Raw genomic sequence first — 13776 nt, 5'->3', positions numbered from 1 at the left:
CCACCATCGAGAGTTGGCGCGGAGTCACAGACTCCGCGCCAACTCTCGTATGCGCTCGCGGGCTGCCGCCTTCGACGCCGCACCGGCGACAGCAGGCAGACGATCGGCAAGCGTGAAGTCGACGACCACGCTCGTCACGTCGCGACCTCGTAGTTCAGCTCGCAGGATGGGGGTTGGCGGCGAAGGTTTCCGTGAGAGTCGCCTGCGGCCGTCAATGCTCCGTGGAGAACGAACTCCGTCGACGGTGTACCTCGAACGCCAAAGCCACTAGTCGATCGATGAGGTCTGGGTACGAGATCCCCGAGTTCTCCCACATCTTCGGGTACATCGAACTCGGTGTGAACCCGGGGATTGTGTTCACCTCGTTGAGCAGCCATCCGCGGCCGCCCTCTTCGTAGAAGAAGTCGACTCGGGCCATGCCCGCACAACGAAGCGCGGTGAACGCGTCAGCGGCGAGCTCCCGGACCTGCATGATCGCGGCGTCGTCCAACGGGGCCGGGATCATCAGTTCGGCGGTCCCGGTGACGTACTTGTCCTCGTAGTCGTAGAAGTCGCTGCCCGCTTTGATCTCGCCCGGAAACGTCGTGTCCGGCGCGTTGTTGCCGAGGACCCCGACCTCGATCTCGCGTGCGGTCACCGCTTCTTCGAGGACGACGACGTCGTCATACCGGAGTGCGACGTTGATCGCCTTGTCGAGTTCGTCGGCCGTGCCGGCCCGAGAGACTCCGACTGACGACCCCATGTTGGCCGGCTTCACGAAGATCGGCAGTCCGAGCTCATTGATCGCACGGTCGACAATTGTGCGCGCGTCGTCGACGCCGTCGCGGAACGTGACCCAGTCGCACTGCGGGATGCCTGCGCGGGCAGCGACCTCTTTGGCCATCGCCTTGTCCATGCACAGCGCCGACCCGAGGACGCCGCAGCCGACATACGGCACCTTGAACAGTTCGAGCATGCCCTGGACGGTCCCGTCCTCACCATGCGGACCGTGGAGCAGCGGCAGGACGACGGTCAGTTCCCCGTCCCCGCGCACCACCTGCAGCGGATCGACTTCCGGCCCCTCGACGTCGAGTCGGTTCGGCAGCGGCTCGCCCGCCGCGATCGATGCCGCTACCCCGTCGTTGCGGTGCCAGACACCGTTCTTGTCGACCCCGACCGGGACCATCGTGTATTTGTCGCGATCCGCAGCGGCCAGCACGTGAGCCGCGCTGACGCGCGACACATCGTGTTCGGCGGACACTCCGCCGTAGAGGACGACCAACCGCAGGAGGGGGGTGCTCATGGATGCCAGGATACGTGTTCGCCTGTGTCGGCTCTCGCCTGTACCGTCCTGCCATTCCTGTACCGTTCGGATAGTGCACCTTCACGCCAGCCAGATCGCAGCAGCCACCGGCGGAACGCTCCACGGGCCCGACATCGAGGTCTCTTCGGCGAGTATCGATTCGCGTTCCATCGGAGCAGGTCAGCTGTTCGTTCCGATCGTCGCGGCACGCGACGGACACGACTTCATCGCGAAGGCGGTCGACGCGGGCGCTCCGGTCTATCTGACCGACCGTGCGCCCGACCCGAGCATCGCCGCGACGGCCGTTCACGTCGCCGACACCGCCCTCGCGCTCGCCGACATCGGGCGTGCGGTCCGTGCCGGTCTCCCGCAGCGTGTCGTCGGCGTCACCGGCTCGGTCGGTAAGACCTCCACCAAAGACCTCCTCGCCGGAGTCCTCGCCACCACGTACGTGACGGCGGCCAGCGAGAAGAGCTTCAACAACGAACTCGGTCTGCCGCTCACGCTCCTCGGCGCACCCGACGACACTGAAGCCGTCGTCCTGGAGATGGGGGCGCGCGGCGTCGGGCACATCGCGTTGCTGTGCGACATCGCGTCGCCGACGGTTGGCGTCATCACTCGCGTCGAGGCCGCCCATCTGGAGATGTTCGGGACGCTCGCCGACGTCGCGCAAGCCAAAGGCGAACTCGTCGAGTCGCTGCCCACGGACGGGATCGCCGTCCTCAACGCGGACGCACCGATCGTCCGCGGCATGACGCCCCGGACCCAGGCTCGCGTGCTGACCTACGGTGTGGCCGACGACGCCGACGTCCGCGCCACCGACATCGTCCTCGACGATCAGTTGCGGGCCTCGTTCACGCTGCACAGTCCGTGGGGATCCACCGTGATCGACCTGCAGGCGCGCGGCGAACACCAGGTGCCGAACGCGCTCGCCGCAGCTGCCGCAGGCTGCGGTCTCGGTGTCCCGATCGATGCGCTCGCCGCCGGGCTCAGCGACGCCGCGTTGTCTGGTTTGCGCATGGAGATGAATACGACGCGGTCGGGCGCCGTCGTCATCAACGATGCCTACAACGCCAATCCGACGTCGATGGCGGCCGGTCTCTCGTCACTTGCCCGACTCGCCGCGCGCCGCCGCTTCGCCGTCGTCGGCACGATGGCCGAACTCGGCGCGGACGGGCCTGCCGCCCACCGTGACATCGCGCGGCAGGCCGCCGATCTCGGCATCACCGTGATCGCCGTTGACGCGATTGACTACGGCGACGCCGCCGTCCACGTGGCGGATGTCGACGCTGCGGTCGCGGCTCTCGGAGACCTGACCGAAGGTGACGCAGTGCTCGTCAAAGGCAGCCGAGTGGCTGCGTTGGAGCGCGTCGCGGTCGCCCTGGGCTGAGTAGTCGTCTACGGGACGAACGCGAAGGACTGCGAATCCTTGGTGCAGCGCGCGAGTTCGCCTGCTGTCGTGGACGGACCGCAGTTCCAGCCGTTGACGTCCTGGGGCTGGCCGGTCGCGATCAGCGGGCTGTACTCTTTCGCGATCGCCGTCGCCGTCTCACACGAGAGGTCGCCCTCAACGATCTGGATCTGCAGTGCGCCGTCAGGGCCTTTGGCCGAGCCACAGGACTGCCCGTCGCCGGACGTCGTCGCCGGACTCGTGCTCGGTGCCGTAGACGATCGCGGTTTCGGGCCGGGGACGACCGGCACGCTGCGGTCGCTGGGCGGTGTCACCACAGCGGTCGATGTTTCGGCTTTCGGAGCCTCCTGTTCGTTGCCGCACGCAGCAGCGGACAGGGCGATCGACAGGCCGAGGAGCGCAGTGGCGGTGAGCTTCATCGTGCGGGTCATGTGCCCCACGGTAATGCAGACGAGTAGCGATGTCGGGTCGCGCAACCGCGGGTCGGCACGTCGGGGCCGATGCAGGTGGGGCACTATTGCGTTGTGACCAGCAGCGAGTTCATCCGGCGCGCCACCCTCGACGGGACGGCGGGTCGTACCGGCACGATCGTCACTCCGCACGGCGAGATCCACACACCAGCCTTCGTTCCGGTGGGCACCAAGGCGACCGTGAAGACCGTGTTGCCCGAATCGGTGGCGGCGCTCGGCGCACAGGCGGTCCTCGCCAACGCATACCACCTGTACCTGCAACCGGGGCCGGAGATCCTCGACCGGGCGGGCGGCCTCGGTGCCTTCATGAACTGGTCGGGCCCGACCTACACCGACAGCGGCGGCTTCCAAGTGATGTCCCTCGGTGTGGGTTTCAAGAAGGTCATCTCGATGGAGGCGACCGGACCCCAAGACGATTCGCGGATCGCCGAAGGCAAAGAACGGTTGGCGAACGTCGACGACGACGGCGTCACCTTCAAATCGCATCTCGACGGGTCGATGCACCGGTTCACCCCCGAGGTATCGATGGGAATCCAACATCAGTTGGGCGCCGACATCATTTTCGCGTTCGACGAACTGACGACGCTGATGAACACGCGCGGATACCAGGAGACGTCGCTCGAACGGACCCGGCAGTGGGCGATCCGGTGCCTGGCCGAACACAACCGACTGTCCGCCGAACGTTCGCACCGGCCGCAGCAGGCGCTGTGGGGCGTCGTCCAGGGCGCGCAATACGAAGACCTACGACGTAAGGCGACGCGCGACCTCGTCGAATTGAGCCGCATCGACCGGGACAACGGCGGTAAAGGGTTCGGCGGGTACGGGATCGGCGGCGCGTTGGAGAAGGACAATCTTGGGACCATCGTCGGCTGGGTCACCGACGAACTTCCCGACGACGCGCCGCGTCACCTGTTGGGTATCAGTGAACCCGACGACATCTTCACCGCAATCGAGAACGGTGCCGACACCTTCGACTGCGTGTCGCCGACGCGTGTCGCCCGCAACGGGGCGATCTACTCGTTCGACGGCCGCTACAACGTGACGAACCGCAAGTTTCGGGATGATTTCGGTCCGCTCGACGCCGAACTCGACAACTATTCGACTCAGTACACCCGCGCCTACCTGCACCACCTGTTCAAGGCGAAGGAGGGCCTGGCGTCGACGCTCGCCACTCTCCACAACCTGTCGTTCACGATCACCCTCGTCGACCGTGCGCGCAAGGCGATCGAGGATGGGAACTACTACGAGTACCGGGACGAGTTCCTCGGCCGCTACTACGCGGGAACCAAGCGAGCAGGAGAGTGAGCCGATGGGCGACATGGTGAGTACGCCGACGGTCATCGTCGACGTCGATATCCTCGACCGCAATATCGCGGCGATGGCGGAAGCTTTGCAAGCCAAAGGAATCGCGTTACGCCCGCATGTGAAGACACACAAAATCGTGGAGATCGCACGCAAACAGATAGAGGCGGGTGCGGCGGGACTGACGGTCGCGACGATCGGTGAGGCAGAAGTGTTCGCCGACCCGGACGGAGCGGCGTGCGACGACCTGTTCATCGCATACCCGCTGTGGCTCACCCGGTCTAGTGCGGCCCGGCTCGTCGCCGCGTCCGAGCACGCCCGCATCTCATTCGGCGTCGACTCGGTGGAGGGTGTGCGTAACGCCGGTGCTCGGCTCGGTGACGCTGTGCGCCGATTCGAGGTGTTGATTGAAGTCGACAGCGGCCACCACCGCAGCGGCGTGCGCCCCGACGGCGTCACCGCGATCGCGGCGGCTGCGGACGACGCCGGACTGCATGTGGCGGGCGTGTTCACGTTCCCGGGTCACAGCTACGGGGTCGGGCAGGCCGACTCTGCGGCGCACGACGAGGCGAAGGCGCTGCGTAGAGCTTCTCGGGCGCTCGCCGAGTCGGGTGTCCCCGTGAAGGCTCGCAGCGGCGGGTCGACGCCGACCGCGCTGCTGTCCGACGGCCGGGCCCTCACCGAGTCGCGCCCCGGCGTCTACGTCTTCGGTGACGCACAACAGTGGGAACTGGGCAGCACCGGGCCGTCCGATATCGCACTGACGGTCCTCGCGACCGTCATCAGCAGGTCCGACGGACCCGAGCGGCAGATCGTGCTCGACTCGGGCAGTAAGGTTCTCGGTGCGGATCGACCAGGTTATGTATCGGGTTTCGGGAGGCTCATCGACTACCCCGATGCGCGGATCACCGGGCTGTCCGAACATCATGCGACTGCCGAATTCCCCGATGAAGCAAAGCTTCCCGTGCGGGGTTCGCGGGTCCGTGTGGTGCCGAACCATGTGTGCACTGTCCTCAATCTGGTCGACGAAGTCGCTGTTGCCAAGGGCGGACTCGTCATCGACGTCTGGCGCGTCGCCGCTCGCGGCCGCAACAATTGATTTCGTGAGCAGCGCAGCCGATCGGGACGCCCGCACCCAGGCCATCGTCGCGATCCGGAAGGTCCGTGACCGTATGGACCGCGAATTCGTCAAACCGCTCGACGTCGACGAACTCGCTCGCGGCGCCCACATGTCGGCAGGCCACCTGAGCCGGGAGTTCAAAAGGATCTACGGCGAGTCGCCGTACTCGTATCTGATGACGCGCCGGGTAGAGCGCGCGATGACGCTGCTGCGGCGAGGCGACATGTCAGTGACCGAGGTGTGCTTCGCTGTCGGATCATCCTCGTTGGGGACGTTCAGCACCCGGTTCACCGAGCTCGTCGGCGTTTCGCCGAGCGTGTACCGCCGGGAGATGTCCGGCGACCTGGAAGGCGTCCCGCCATGTCTGGCCAGACAGGCTGCCAGACCGGTCAGGAATCGAGAAGCGAAACCGGGCGGACCCGCTTAGCGTTGCTCGTATGAACATCGACATCCACTACACGTTCCTCCCGCACGTCGACGCCGACGCGTCGCTCGCCTTCTACCGCGACGCGCTCGGCTTCGAAGTCCGCAACGACGTCGGCTACGGCGACATGCGGTGGATCACCGTCGGTCCCGTCGGATCGCCGACGTCGATCGTCCTGCAACCGCCGGTCGTCGATCCCGGGGTGACCGACGCCGAACGCACGGTGATCCTCGACTTGATAGCGAAGGGCTCCTACGGTGCGGTCACGCTCGCGACTGACGACCTCGACGCACTCTTCGACAAACTCGTCGCCGCAGGTGCTGACGTGATCGCCGAACCTGCCGACCAGGACTACGGAGTGCGCGATTGCGCGTTCCGCGACCCTGCCGGAAACCTGCTGCGCATCAACCAGAAGTAGCTCTCGCAATCGACCGGAGTCGGCCGAGACCACCTATTGTGGCTCGAAGATCCACGGGTCGCGGGGGAGAGCGGACGGGGAGAACCGTTCGGCGAGGATGTCCATCGTGACCGGCTCCCCCTCGTCGGCCATCCCGAGCGAGACAGCGATCATCGACAGGACGGCCTCCGCGTCGACTCCGCGCGCGGCGAGATCGGCGAGAGTCACCGCGCCGTCGCGTTTCGCGAGCCGCTGGTGGTCGGGGTTGAGAGCCATCGGGACGTGCGCGTACTCGGGCGGCGAATACCCGAGCCGGGTCGCCAGGTACGCCTGCCGTGGCGCGGATGTCAGCAGATCGTCGCCGCGCACCACTTGGTCGACTCCGGACGCCGCGTCGTCGATGACCACCGCGAGGTTGTAGGCGGGCGTTCCGTCGTTGCGCTGCAACACGAAATCGTCGACGTCACCGGTGAACTCGCCGTTCAAAATGTCGGTGACCGTGAACGATGTGACGTCCGAACGGAGACGGATCGCGGCGGGGCGGATACGTCGCCGTTCGGCACGCTCGGACTCGGTTAGGTCGCGGCAGGTACCCGGATACGCCCCCTGTGGGGCGTGCGGCGCCGACGGCGCGTCCAGGATCTCGCGGCGGGTGCAAAAGCATTCGAAGGTGTCGCCGTCGGCGACGAGCCCGCCGATCACTGCCGCGTACGTGTCGTATCGGTCGCTCTGCAGAATCACCGGCTCGTCCCACACGATCCCGACTGCGGCGAGGTCGGCGAGTTGCCGTTCCCTCGCTCCGGGTCGGACCCGGTCGAGGTTCTCGACGCGGATGAGGAAGCGGCGTTTCGACGATCGGGCGAAGAGCTGTGCGATGACCGCTGTCCGCAGATTCCCGATGTGCAGGTCGCCGGACGGAGAAGGTGCGAATCGGCCTGCGGGAGCGAAGTCGTTGGCCACATCCACCACCGTAAGGCACTGTCTGCGACGGCGCGGAACTCAGTCGGCGCGCAGCCCAGACGTCTTCGTCGGCAGGTGATTCTCGAGCCGTCCGGTGAAGTACTGGCGCCCCGCCGGACCTGTGACGGTCACCTCGTACCATCCGTCAGTGACTGCGGTAGCGGTGACGTCGCGTCCGTCGACACTGACTTGTCGGCGCTCATGGTCGAGGGCGATGTCCGCGGATGATCCGTTCCGCGGGAAGCGAAGGTCCCGGAGGAAACGGTCCGGCCCGGTCACCACGACACGTTCGGTGATCGACGCCAATTGCACGCGCCGCCTGCCGCGGACCGTGTGATGCTCGACGCGACCGTCATAGAAGACGCCGAACACGGCGGCGCGCGATCCGTCGTTCCGCAGGTGCAGGACTCCGCCCACTATGGTGGCCGACAGTCGGTACGGGGTGGGGAGGGCCATTGCTCGCGCGGTCCCCTGTACCGGATAGTCGCCGCCGGGCTCGGCGTCCCACCGCTTCTCGATCGGCGGGACCGGACCCGGTCGAGTGGGAAGCCGGAGACCGTCCGAGCGGGAGAAGTCGAACGCCGACACCAGATCGCCGCACACTCGGCGACGCCACCGCGAGATGTTCGGGCAGCGCACACCTGTCACTCGTTCCATCAGACGGATCACCGAGGTGTGGTCGAAGACCTCCGACGAGACACGTCCGCCGACTGTCCACGGTGAGATGATCGTCATCGGTACGCGAAACCCGAGCCCCATCGGTTTGCCATCCCACCATTCGTCGGGTTCGTCCTTCGGCGGCAGCGGTGGGACAACGTGGTCGAAGTAACCGTCGAACTCGTCGAACGTCAGCAGCACGGCCGTCTTGGCCCACACCTGCGGATTCGATGCGAGCGCGTCGAGGAGCCGATACGTCAGTGTGGACGATTGGATCGGCGACGACGCCGACGGATGCTCGGAGTCGGCCGACGACGCGACGATCCACGACACCGCCGGAAGCCTGCCCGACTCGACGTCTCTGCGGAACCGAGGGATCAGTGAACCGGGTTCGCCACGATAGAGGGCTCGGCGATACAGATCGGCGACGACGCCGCGCATCCCCGCGGCACTGTCGTGCACGCTCCGTGCACGGCGCTCCTGCTCGCCGCGGTCGGAGCCCTCCAGCAGATTCTCGTAGAAGCCGGTCAGGTCGCCGCCGTGCTCGCCCGCGAGTTGGACGGCCGCGCGTCCGATGGTGCGGAATGTCGCGAAGAAGTCGAGATTGTTGTCGGTGTAGTTGTCCCACTCCTGGTAAACACGCCAATCCACGCCCGCCTCGTGAAGGCTCTCCGCGTACGTTTTCCACGTGTAGCCGGGGTGTGTCGAGTCGTAGGCGTCGTTGCCGACGGCCCGTGGACCCCACGGTTCGGAACCGCTGGTGCCCGAGAACAGGAAGTTGCGGTTCGGGCTCGTCGACGTCGGGCACGACGAGAAGTAGCCGTCACACACCGTGAATGTCTCGGCCAACGCGAACTGGAAGGCGATGTCGCGGCGATCGTAGGCCGCCATCGTCGCCTCGCCCTTCGCACCGATCCACCCGTCGCACCGTCCACCGTTGAGGGCCTCTTGGCCGTCCTGCCACGAATGGGGAAGGGATGCCAGATATTCCACCGACAGGTCACCGCGATTCGCGGCATCGCGTGCCAGGAACGGGCGCACCCCGTCCTGGTCGAAGACTCCTGGTTTGGCTGAGTTGTCGGCGAAGCCGCGCACTCCGCGTAACGTCCCGAAGTAGTGGTCGAAAGACCGGTTCTCCTGCATCAAGACGACGATGTGCTCCACGTCGCGCAGACCGCCCGAAGTTCTCCCTCGTGCCACCGCGTCGAGCAGCGACGGAGGGAGAAGCGTTGCCGCGGCGGCGGTTCCGGCGGCGGTCGCCGACAATCCGAGAAAGTGTCGGCGCGAATGGGACGAGACGGTCTTCGGTGTGGTTGCCATCGGGGCCGACAGTACGAGTGCGGGGTGGCTCACTGGGGTCGGCGTCGTGTCCCGAAAGCGGCGAGTCAGCGGCGCAGCGGTGACGTGGTCGTTGCCGCGCCGTTCTCGAGTCTGCCCGTGAAGTACTGCCGCCCGGACGTGTGGGCGACGGTGACCTCGTACCAACTGCCGTGTGTCGTCGCGTCGCGCCCGTCCACTCGCATCCGCCCGGACTGATGATCGAGGTCCACTCGGGCGCTCGACCCGCCTGGCGTGAAATGCAGGTCGCGCAGAAACCGGTCGGGCCCGGTGACGACGACGTGACCGGTGTTGGCCGACAACCGGATTCGACGCTTCCCGCGTACTGTCACGTGCTCGACGCCGCCGTCGTGGAAGACAGCGAACACTGCGGCGCTCGCGCCGTCGTTGACCAGTTCGACGACGCCGTCGACGACGTTCGCCGATAAGCGGTACGGCGTCGGCAGCGCGGTCGTCGTACCCGGCTCTTGCTCGGGGAACTCTCCTCCTGGTTTCGCGGCCCACCTGCTGCGGAAGGTCGGCGGCCTGCCGGGTGCCGCCGGTACGTCGAGGCCGTCCGAGTGGCCGAAGTCGAACGTCGAGACGAGATCTCCGCTGATTCGCCTGCGCCAGGACGAGATGTTCGGACAGCGCACACCGGTGACCCGCTCGAGGAACTGCACCACCGAAGTGTGGTCGAAGACCTCCGACGAGACGCGTCCGCCGACTGTCCACGGAGACACGATCGTCATCGGTACGCGAAAACCCAGCCCCATCGGTTTGCCGTCCCACCACTCGCCGGGTTCGCCCTTCGGCGGCAGCGGTGGAACGACGTGGTCGAAGTACCCGTCGAACTCGTCGTAGTTCAAGAGAACCGCGGTCTTCCGCCACACATCGGGACTGGCGGCGAGCGCGTCGAGGAGCTGATAGACGACACCTGCCGACTGGATCGGCGACGAACTGCGCGGATGCTCTGAGTCGGCTTCCGGCGCGACGATCCACGAGACGGCGGGGAGACGATTGCGTTCGACGTCGCGGCGGAACCGGGACATCAACGTCCCAGGTTCGCCGCGGTAGAGCGCGCGGTCGTAGAGGTCGGCCCGACCTCGACCGAGACTGCGCGCTGCTCGGTGGACTGCGGCGACACGTGCGCGTTGGTCTGCGGACGGCGACACATCACCGTGCTCGCTCTTGCGTCCGGTCTCGATGAGCAACGAGTAGAACCCGGTGAGGTCGACGCCGAGCTGGCCGGAACGGAGAACGGCGTCGCGGCCGATGCCGCGGAAGCCTGCGAAGAAGTCGAGGTTGTTGTCGGTGAAGTTGTCCCACTCCTGGTAGACGCGCCAGTCCACCCCTGCCTCGTGCAGATTCTCCGCGTATGTCTTCCACGTGAAACCGGGATGCACCGGCGCGTACATCTCGTTGCCGACCGACCTGGCGCCCCACGGCTCGTAGCCCGAATTTCCGGAGAATAGGTAGTTGCGGTTGGTTCCGGTCCCGGTGGGCGAAGACGAGAAGTAGCCGTCGCAGATCGTGAAAGTCTCGGCGAGGGCGTGATGGAACGGTATGTCCTGCCGGTCGTAGCAGGCCATCGTTGCACTGCCCTTCGCGGCGATCCAGCCGTCGCAATGGCCGCGCCGAAGCGCTCTCTGCCCGTCCGCCCACTCGTGCGGCAGCGACGCCAGATACTCGACGGACAGCGTCCCGCGATTCGCCGCGTCGCGCGCGAGGAACGGGTGGACGCCGCTCTGATTGAAGATCCCGGGTTTCGCTGAGTTGTCGGCGAAACCGCGAACACCCTTCATCGTGCCGAAATAGTGATCGAACGATCGGTTCTCCTGCATCAGCACGACGACGTGCTCCACGTCGTCGATCGAGCCGGCTGGCCGCGCCTGCGCGACCGCAGACAGCAGAGAAGGCGGGAGCAGCGACGCTGCGCCGGCGACGCCGGCGGCACCGGCCGCCAAACCGAGGAAGTGCCTGCGCGAGGGCTCGGAGACGTGCTCCGGTGAAGTCGCCATGCGTCCGGACTCTAGTCGATCAACTGATCGAAAGAGGGTGCTTCCGAATCCCGAGGAGTTCAGTCGGAGTGAGTACTGGAGGCGTCGTTCGTACCGCCCGGAGGTCAAACTCGCCCGACGCTGAGACCGGCGTAGTGATGCGCGCACAGTCAGTGCACAGGACAGGAGAGATGGTGTTCATCGACGTTGGCGAGGCATTTGGCGACGAACTGTTTGTCAGGCCCGACTGACGGAGTAGCTGATTCCGTTGCTCTTGTCGGTGACGTCGTGGACGATGAACGGGTGGACCTCCCGATCAATCCGCCTGTCGCGCCGATGCTCGCCAAAGCGGTGGCGGCCGTCCCCGACCAGCCGGCCGATGGGCCAGCGTGGTCGTACGAACCGAAGTGGGACGGATTCCGCGCGTTGATCTTCCGTGACGGCGACGAGGTCGTCATCGTCTCGCGCGGCGGCAAGGACCTTGCCCGCTACTTTCCCGAACTCGTCGACGTAGCCCGCGCTGAACTGCCCGAGCGGGTCGTGGTCGACGGCGAGGTCGGCGTGGTCCGCGAGATCGGTGGAGTCCGCAGGCTCGACTGGGACTCGCTGAGTCAGCGCATTCATCCGGCCGCGTCGCGCATCGAGAAGTTGTCGCACGAGACCCCCGCCGTCTTCATCGGATTCGACGCCCTCGCACTCGGCGACTCCGACCTCACCGGCGAAGTGTTCCCGACGCGTCGCGACGCCCTGCGCCAGGCTATCGACCCTGGCGGGGCGTTACAGGTCAGCCGTGTGACGCAGGATCCGACCGTCGCAGGCGACTGGTTCACCGCGTTCGAAGGAGCGGGGCTCGACGGCGTCGTCGCTAAACGCCTCGACGGGCTCTACGTGCCGAACAAACGCGAGATGGTCAAGATCAAGCACAAGCGGACCGCCGACTGCGTGGTCCTCGGCTACCGCGTCCACAAGAGCGGGACTGGACTCGGGTCGATGCTTCTCGGACTGTACGGCGGCGACGGCGAACTTCGAATGGTCGGCGGGTCGAGCGCGTTCTCGGACAAGAAGCGGATCGAACTGCAGGATATGTTCGAGCCGATGCGCTTGGACCCGGACAACGTCGCGCAGGGCGAGGTGTCTCGCTGGCGGGCCGCGGGCAGCGGGGAGTGGATTCCGATCCGGCCCGCTTTGGTCGTCGAAGTCGCATACGACCAGATGGAGAATGGTCGCTTCCGGCATACCGTCAGATTCCTGAGATGGCGGCCGGACCGGGATCCGGCCAGTTGCGGATACGAACAACTCGAAGTCCCGCTCACCTACGACGTCCACGACGTCCTGGAAGGTTCGTGATGGCCAGTTCGAAGCCGAAACCGCTCATGCTCGACGTCAACGGAGTTGAGGTGAAGCTCAGCAATCCCGACAAGCTCTACTTCCCACAACTCGGGGAGGGCGGTGGGCGCAAAGGCGACCTCGTCGAGTACTACCGGACCATGGCGCTCGCCGGGCCCATACTCGGCGCGATCGGCGGCCGTCCGACCTTTCTGCAGCGTTTCCCGGACGGCGTGGAGGGCGACGAGATCTACCAGAAGCACCTGACGAAGTATCACCCTGAACATGTCGGGTCAACGAAGATCGTCTTCCCGTCCAAGCGGTCTGGCCAGGCATTCTGCCCGCGTATACCGGCAGACGTCGTGTGGGCGGCAAATCTCGGGACCGTCACCTTTCACACTTGGCCCACCGTCGACCCGGACAACGATCACCCTGATCAGCTGCGTATCGACCTGGATCCGCCGGGCGGCGAGTCGGGGCGTGAATTCGATGACGTGCGAATCGCCGCGATCGACCACGTCCGCCCGCTCTTGGACGAACTCGGCTACACGGGCTTCGTCAAGACGTCGGGCAGTCGTGGCGTCCACGTGTTCGTACCGATCCGTCCCGAGTGGGACTTCATCGCCGCTCGCCGTGCGGCGATCGCTCTTGGACGAGAACTGGAGCGTCGCGCTCCGGAGCTGTTCACCACATCGTGGTGGAAGGAGGACCGCGGCGACCGGATCTTCATCGACTACAACCAGAACGCCCGCGACCGGTCGATGGCCGCACCGTACTCGGTGCGGAAGTCGCCGAACGCGCGGGTGTCGACGCCGCTGACGTGGGACGAGTTCGCCGACGTCGTCCCCGATGATTTGACGATCGCCACGGTGCCCGCGTTACTCGAGCGCCGCGGCGACCCGTGGGCCGACATCGCCGACCATGCGGCCGGACTGGAACCGCTCCTGGAGATGGTGGGTCGCGACGACGCCGACGGACTAGGCGACCTGCCATACCCGCCGTCATATCCGAAGATGCCGGGCGAACCGCCCCGCGTCCAACCGAGCAAGAAGGTCGCCGACCACTGGGACTCGGACGGGAACAGAATCGAGAAGTAGCGTTCGGCGCGAA

General features: G+C 66.2%; 12 protein-coding genes. 7 read left to right on the top strand and 5 right to left on the bottom strand.

Annotation, left to right across the window (positions count from 1 at the left end; all coding sequences use genetic code 11):
• Positions 1-211: 211 nt before the first annotated feature.
• On the bottom strand, positions 212-1282 hold the full coding sequence (locus MP11Mi_RS05445) for a D-alanine--D-alanine ligase family protein (protein WP_420041279.1): 1071 nt from the start codon (positions 1280-1282) through the stop codon (positions 212-214).
• A 73-nt stretch (positions 1283-1355) separates the two neighbouring features.
• Here MP11Mi_RS05445 and MP11Mi_RS05440 point away from each other — a divergent pair, with 73 nt between their 5' ends.
• Entirely contained in the window at positions 1356-2672 is a 1317-nt protein-coding gene (locus MP11Mi_RS05440) for a UDP-N-acetylmuramoyl-tripeptide--D-alanyl-D-alanine ligase (protein ID WP_420041278.1), read from the top strand.
• A gap of 8 nt (positions 2673-2680) precedes the next feature.
• On the opposite strand, the gene MP11Mi_RS05435 is transcribed toward MP11Mi_RS05440, so the two are convergent.
• Complete coding sequence (locus tag MP11Mi_RS05435) at positions 2681-3124, bottom strand: hypothetical protein (RefSeq protein ID WP_420041277.1); 444 nt, start codon at positions 3122-3124, stop codon at positions 2681-2683.
• 69 nt (positions 3125-3193) lie between these two features.
• Between MP11Mi_RS05435 and tgt the strand changes: the two genes are divergently transcribed.
• From tgt to MP11Mi_RS05415, 4 genes are read left to right on the top strand one after another with little or no spacing between them, the layout of a single operon-like run.
• Positions 3194-4468 carry a tRNA guanosine(34) transglycosylase Tgt gene (gene tgt / locus MP11Mi_RS05430; RefSeq protein ID WP_420041276.1) on the top strand — a complete coding sequence of 425 codons (1275 nt, stop codon included), beginning with the start codon at positions 3194-3196 and terminating at the stop codon, positions 4466-4468.
• Positions 4469-4472: 4 nt separating this feature from the next.
• Positions 4473-5564 (top strand): alanine racemase, encoded by a 1092-nt coding sequence (locus tag MP11Mi_RS05425; RefSeq protein ID WP_420041275.1) that lies wholly within the window; start codon positions 4473-4475, stop codon positions 5562-5564.
• A 4-nt stretch (positions 5565-5568) separates the two neighbouring features.
• Positions 5569-6012 (top strand): helix-turn-helix transcriptional regulator, encoded by a 444-nt coding sequence (locus MP11Mi_RS05420; protein WP_420041274.1) that lies wholly within the window; start codon positions 5569-5571, stop codon positions 6010-6012.
• Positions 6013-6022: 10 nt separating this feature from the next.
• On the top strand, positions 6023-6427 hold the full coding sequence (locus MP11Mi_RS05415) for a VOC family protein (protein WP_420041273.1): 405 nt from the start codon (positions 6023-6025) through the stop codon (positions 6425-6427).
• Positions 6428-6460: 33 nt separating this feature from the next.
• Here the strand turns inward: MP11Mi_RS05415 and gluQRS are convergent, their stop codons facing one another.
• The 3 genes from gluQRS to MP11Mi_RS05400 all read right to left on the bottom strand — a co-directional run bounded on the left by gluQRS (position 6461) and on the right by MP11Mi_RS05400 (position 11361).
• Entirely contained in the window at positions 6461-7366 is a 906-nt protein-coding gene (gene gluQRS / locus MP11Mi_RS05410) for a tRNA glutamyl-Q(34) synthetase GluQRS (protein WP_420041272.1), read from the bottom strand.
• Positions 7367-7405: 39 nt separating this feature from the next.
• Positions 7406-9343 carry an alkaline phosphatase family protein gene (locus MP11Mi_RS05405; RefSeq protein ID WP_420041271.1) on the bottom strand — a complete coding sequence of 646 codons (1938 nt, stop codon included), beginning with the start codon at positions 9341-9343 and terminating at the stop codon, positions 7406-7408.
• A gap of 65 nt (positions 9344-9408) precedes the next feature.
• Positions 9409-11361: an alkaline phosphatase family protein gene (locus MP11Mi_RS05400; protein WP_420041270.1), complete on the bottom strand. Its 1953-nt coding sequence runs from the start codon at positions 11359-11361 to the stop codon at positions 9409-9411.
• Positions 11362-11643: 282 nt separating this feature from the next.
• On the opposite strand from MP11Mi_RS05400, the gene MP11Mi_RS05395 reads away from it, so the two are divergent.
• Together MP11Mi_RS05395 and MP11Mi_RS05390 are read left to right on the top strand one after the other, a co-directional pair.
• Positions 11644-12687 carry an ATP-dependent DNA ligase gene (locus MP11Mi_RS05395; RefSeq protein ID WP_420041269.1) on the top strand — a complete coding sequence of 348 codons (1044 nt, stop codon included), beginning with the start codon at positions 11644-11646 and terminating at the stop codon, positions 12685-12687.
• Positions 12687-13763, top strand: a complete 1077-nt coding sequence (locus MP11Mi_RS05390; RefSeq protein ID WP_420041268.1) for a DNA polymerase domain-containing protein — start codon at positions 12687-12689, stop codon at positions 13761-13763. The genes MP11Mi_RS05395 and MP11Mi_RS05390 overlap by 1 nt, the downstream gene beginning before the upstream one ends.
• The last annotated feature ends 13 nt before the right edge of the window (positions 13764-13776 follow it).

Origin of the sequence: Gordonia abscondita, from assembly GCF_032711245.1 — a bacterium.
Taxonomy (GTDB): domain Bacteria; phylum Actinomycetota; class Actinomycetes; order Mycobacteriales; family Mycobacteriaceae; genus Gordonia.
The sequence above is the reverse complement of the archived record's forward strand: the minus strand, read 5'-3'. Positions and strand labels throughout refer to the sequence as shown.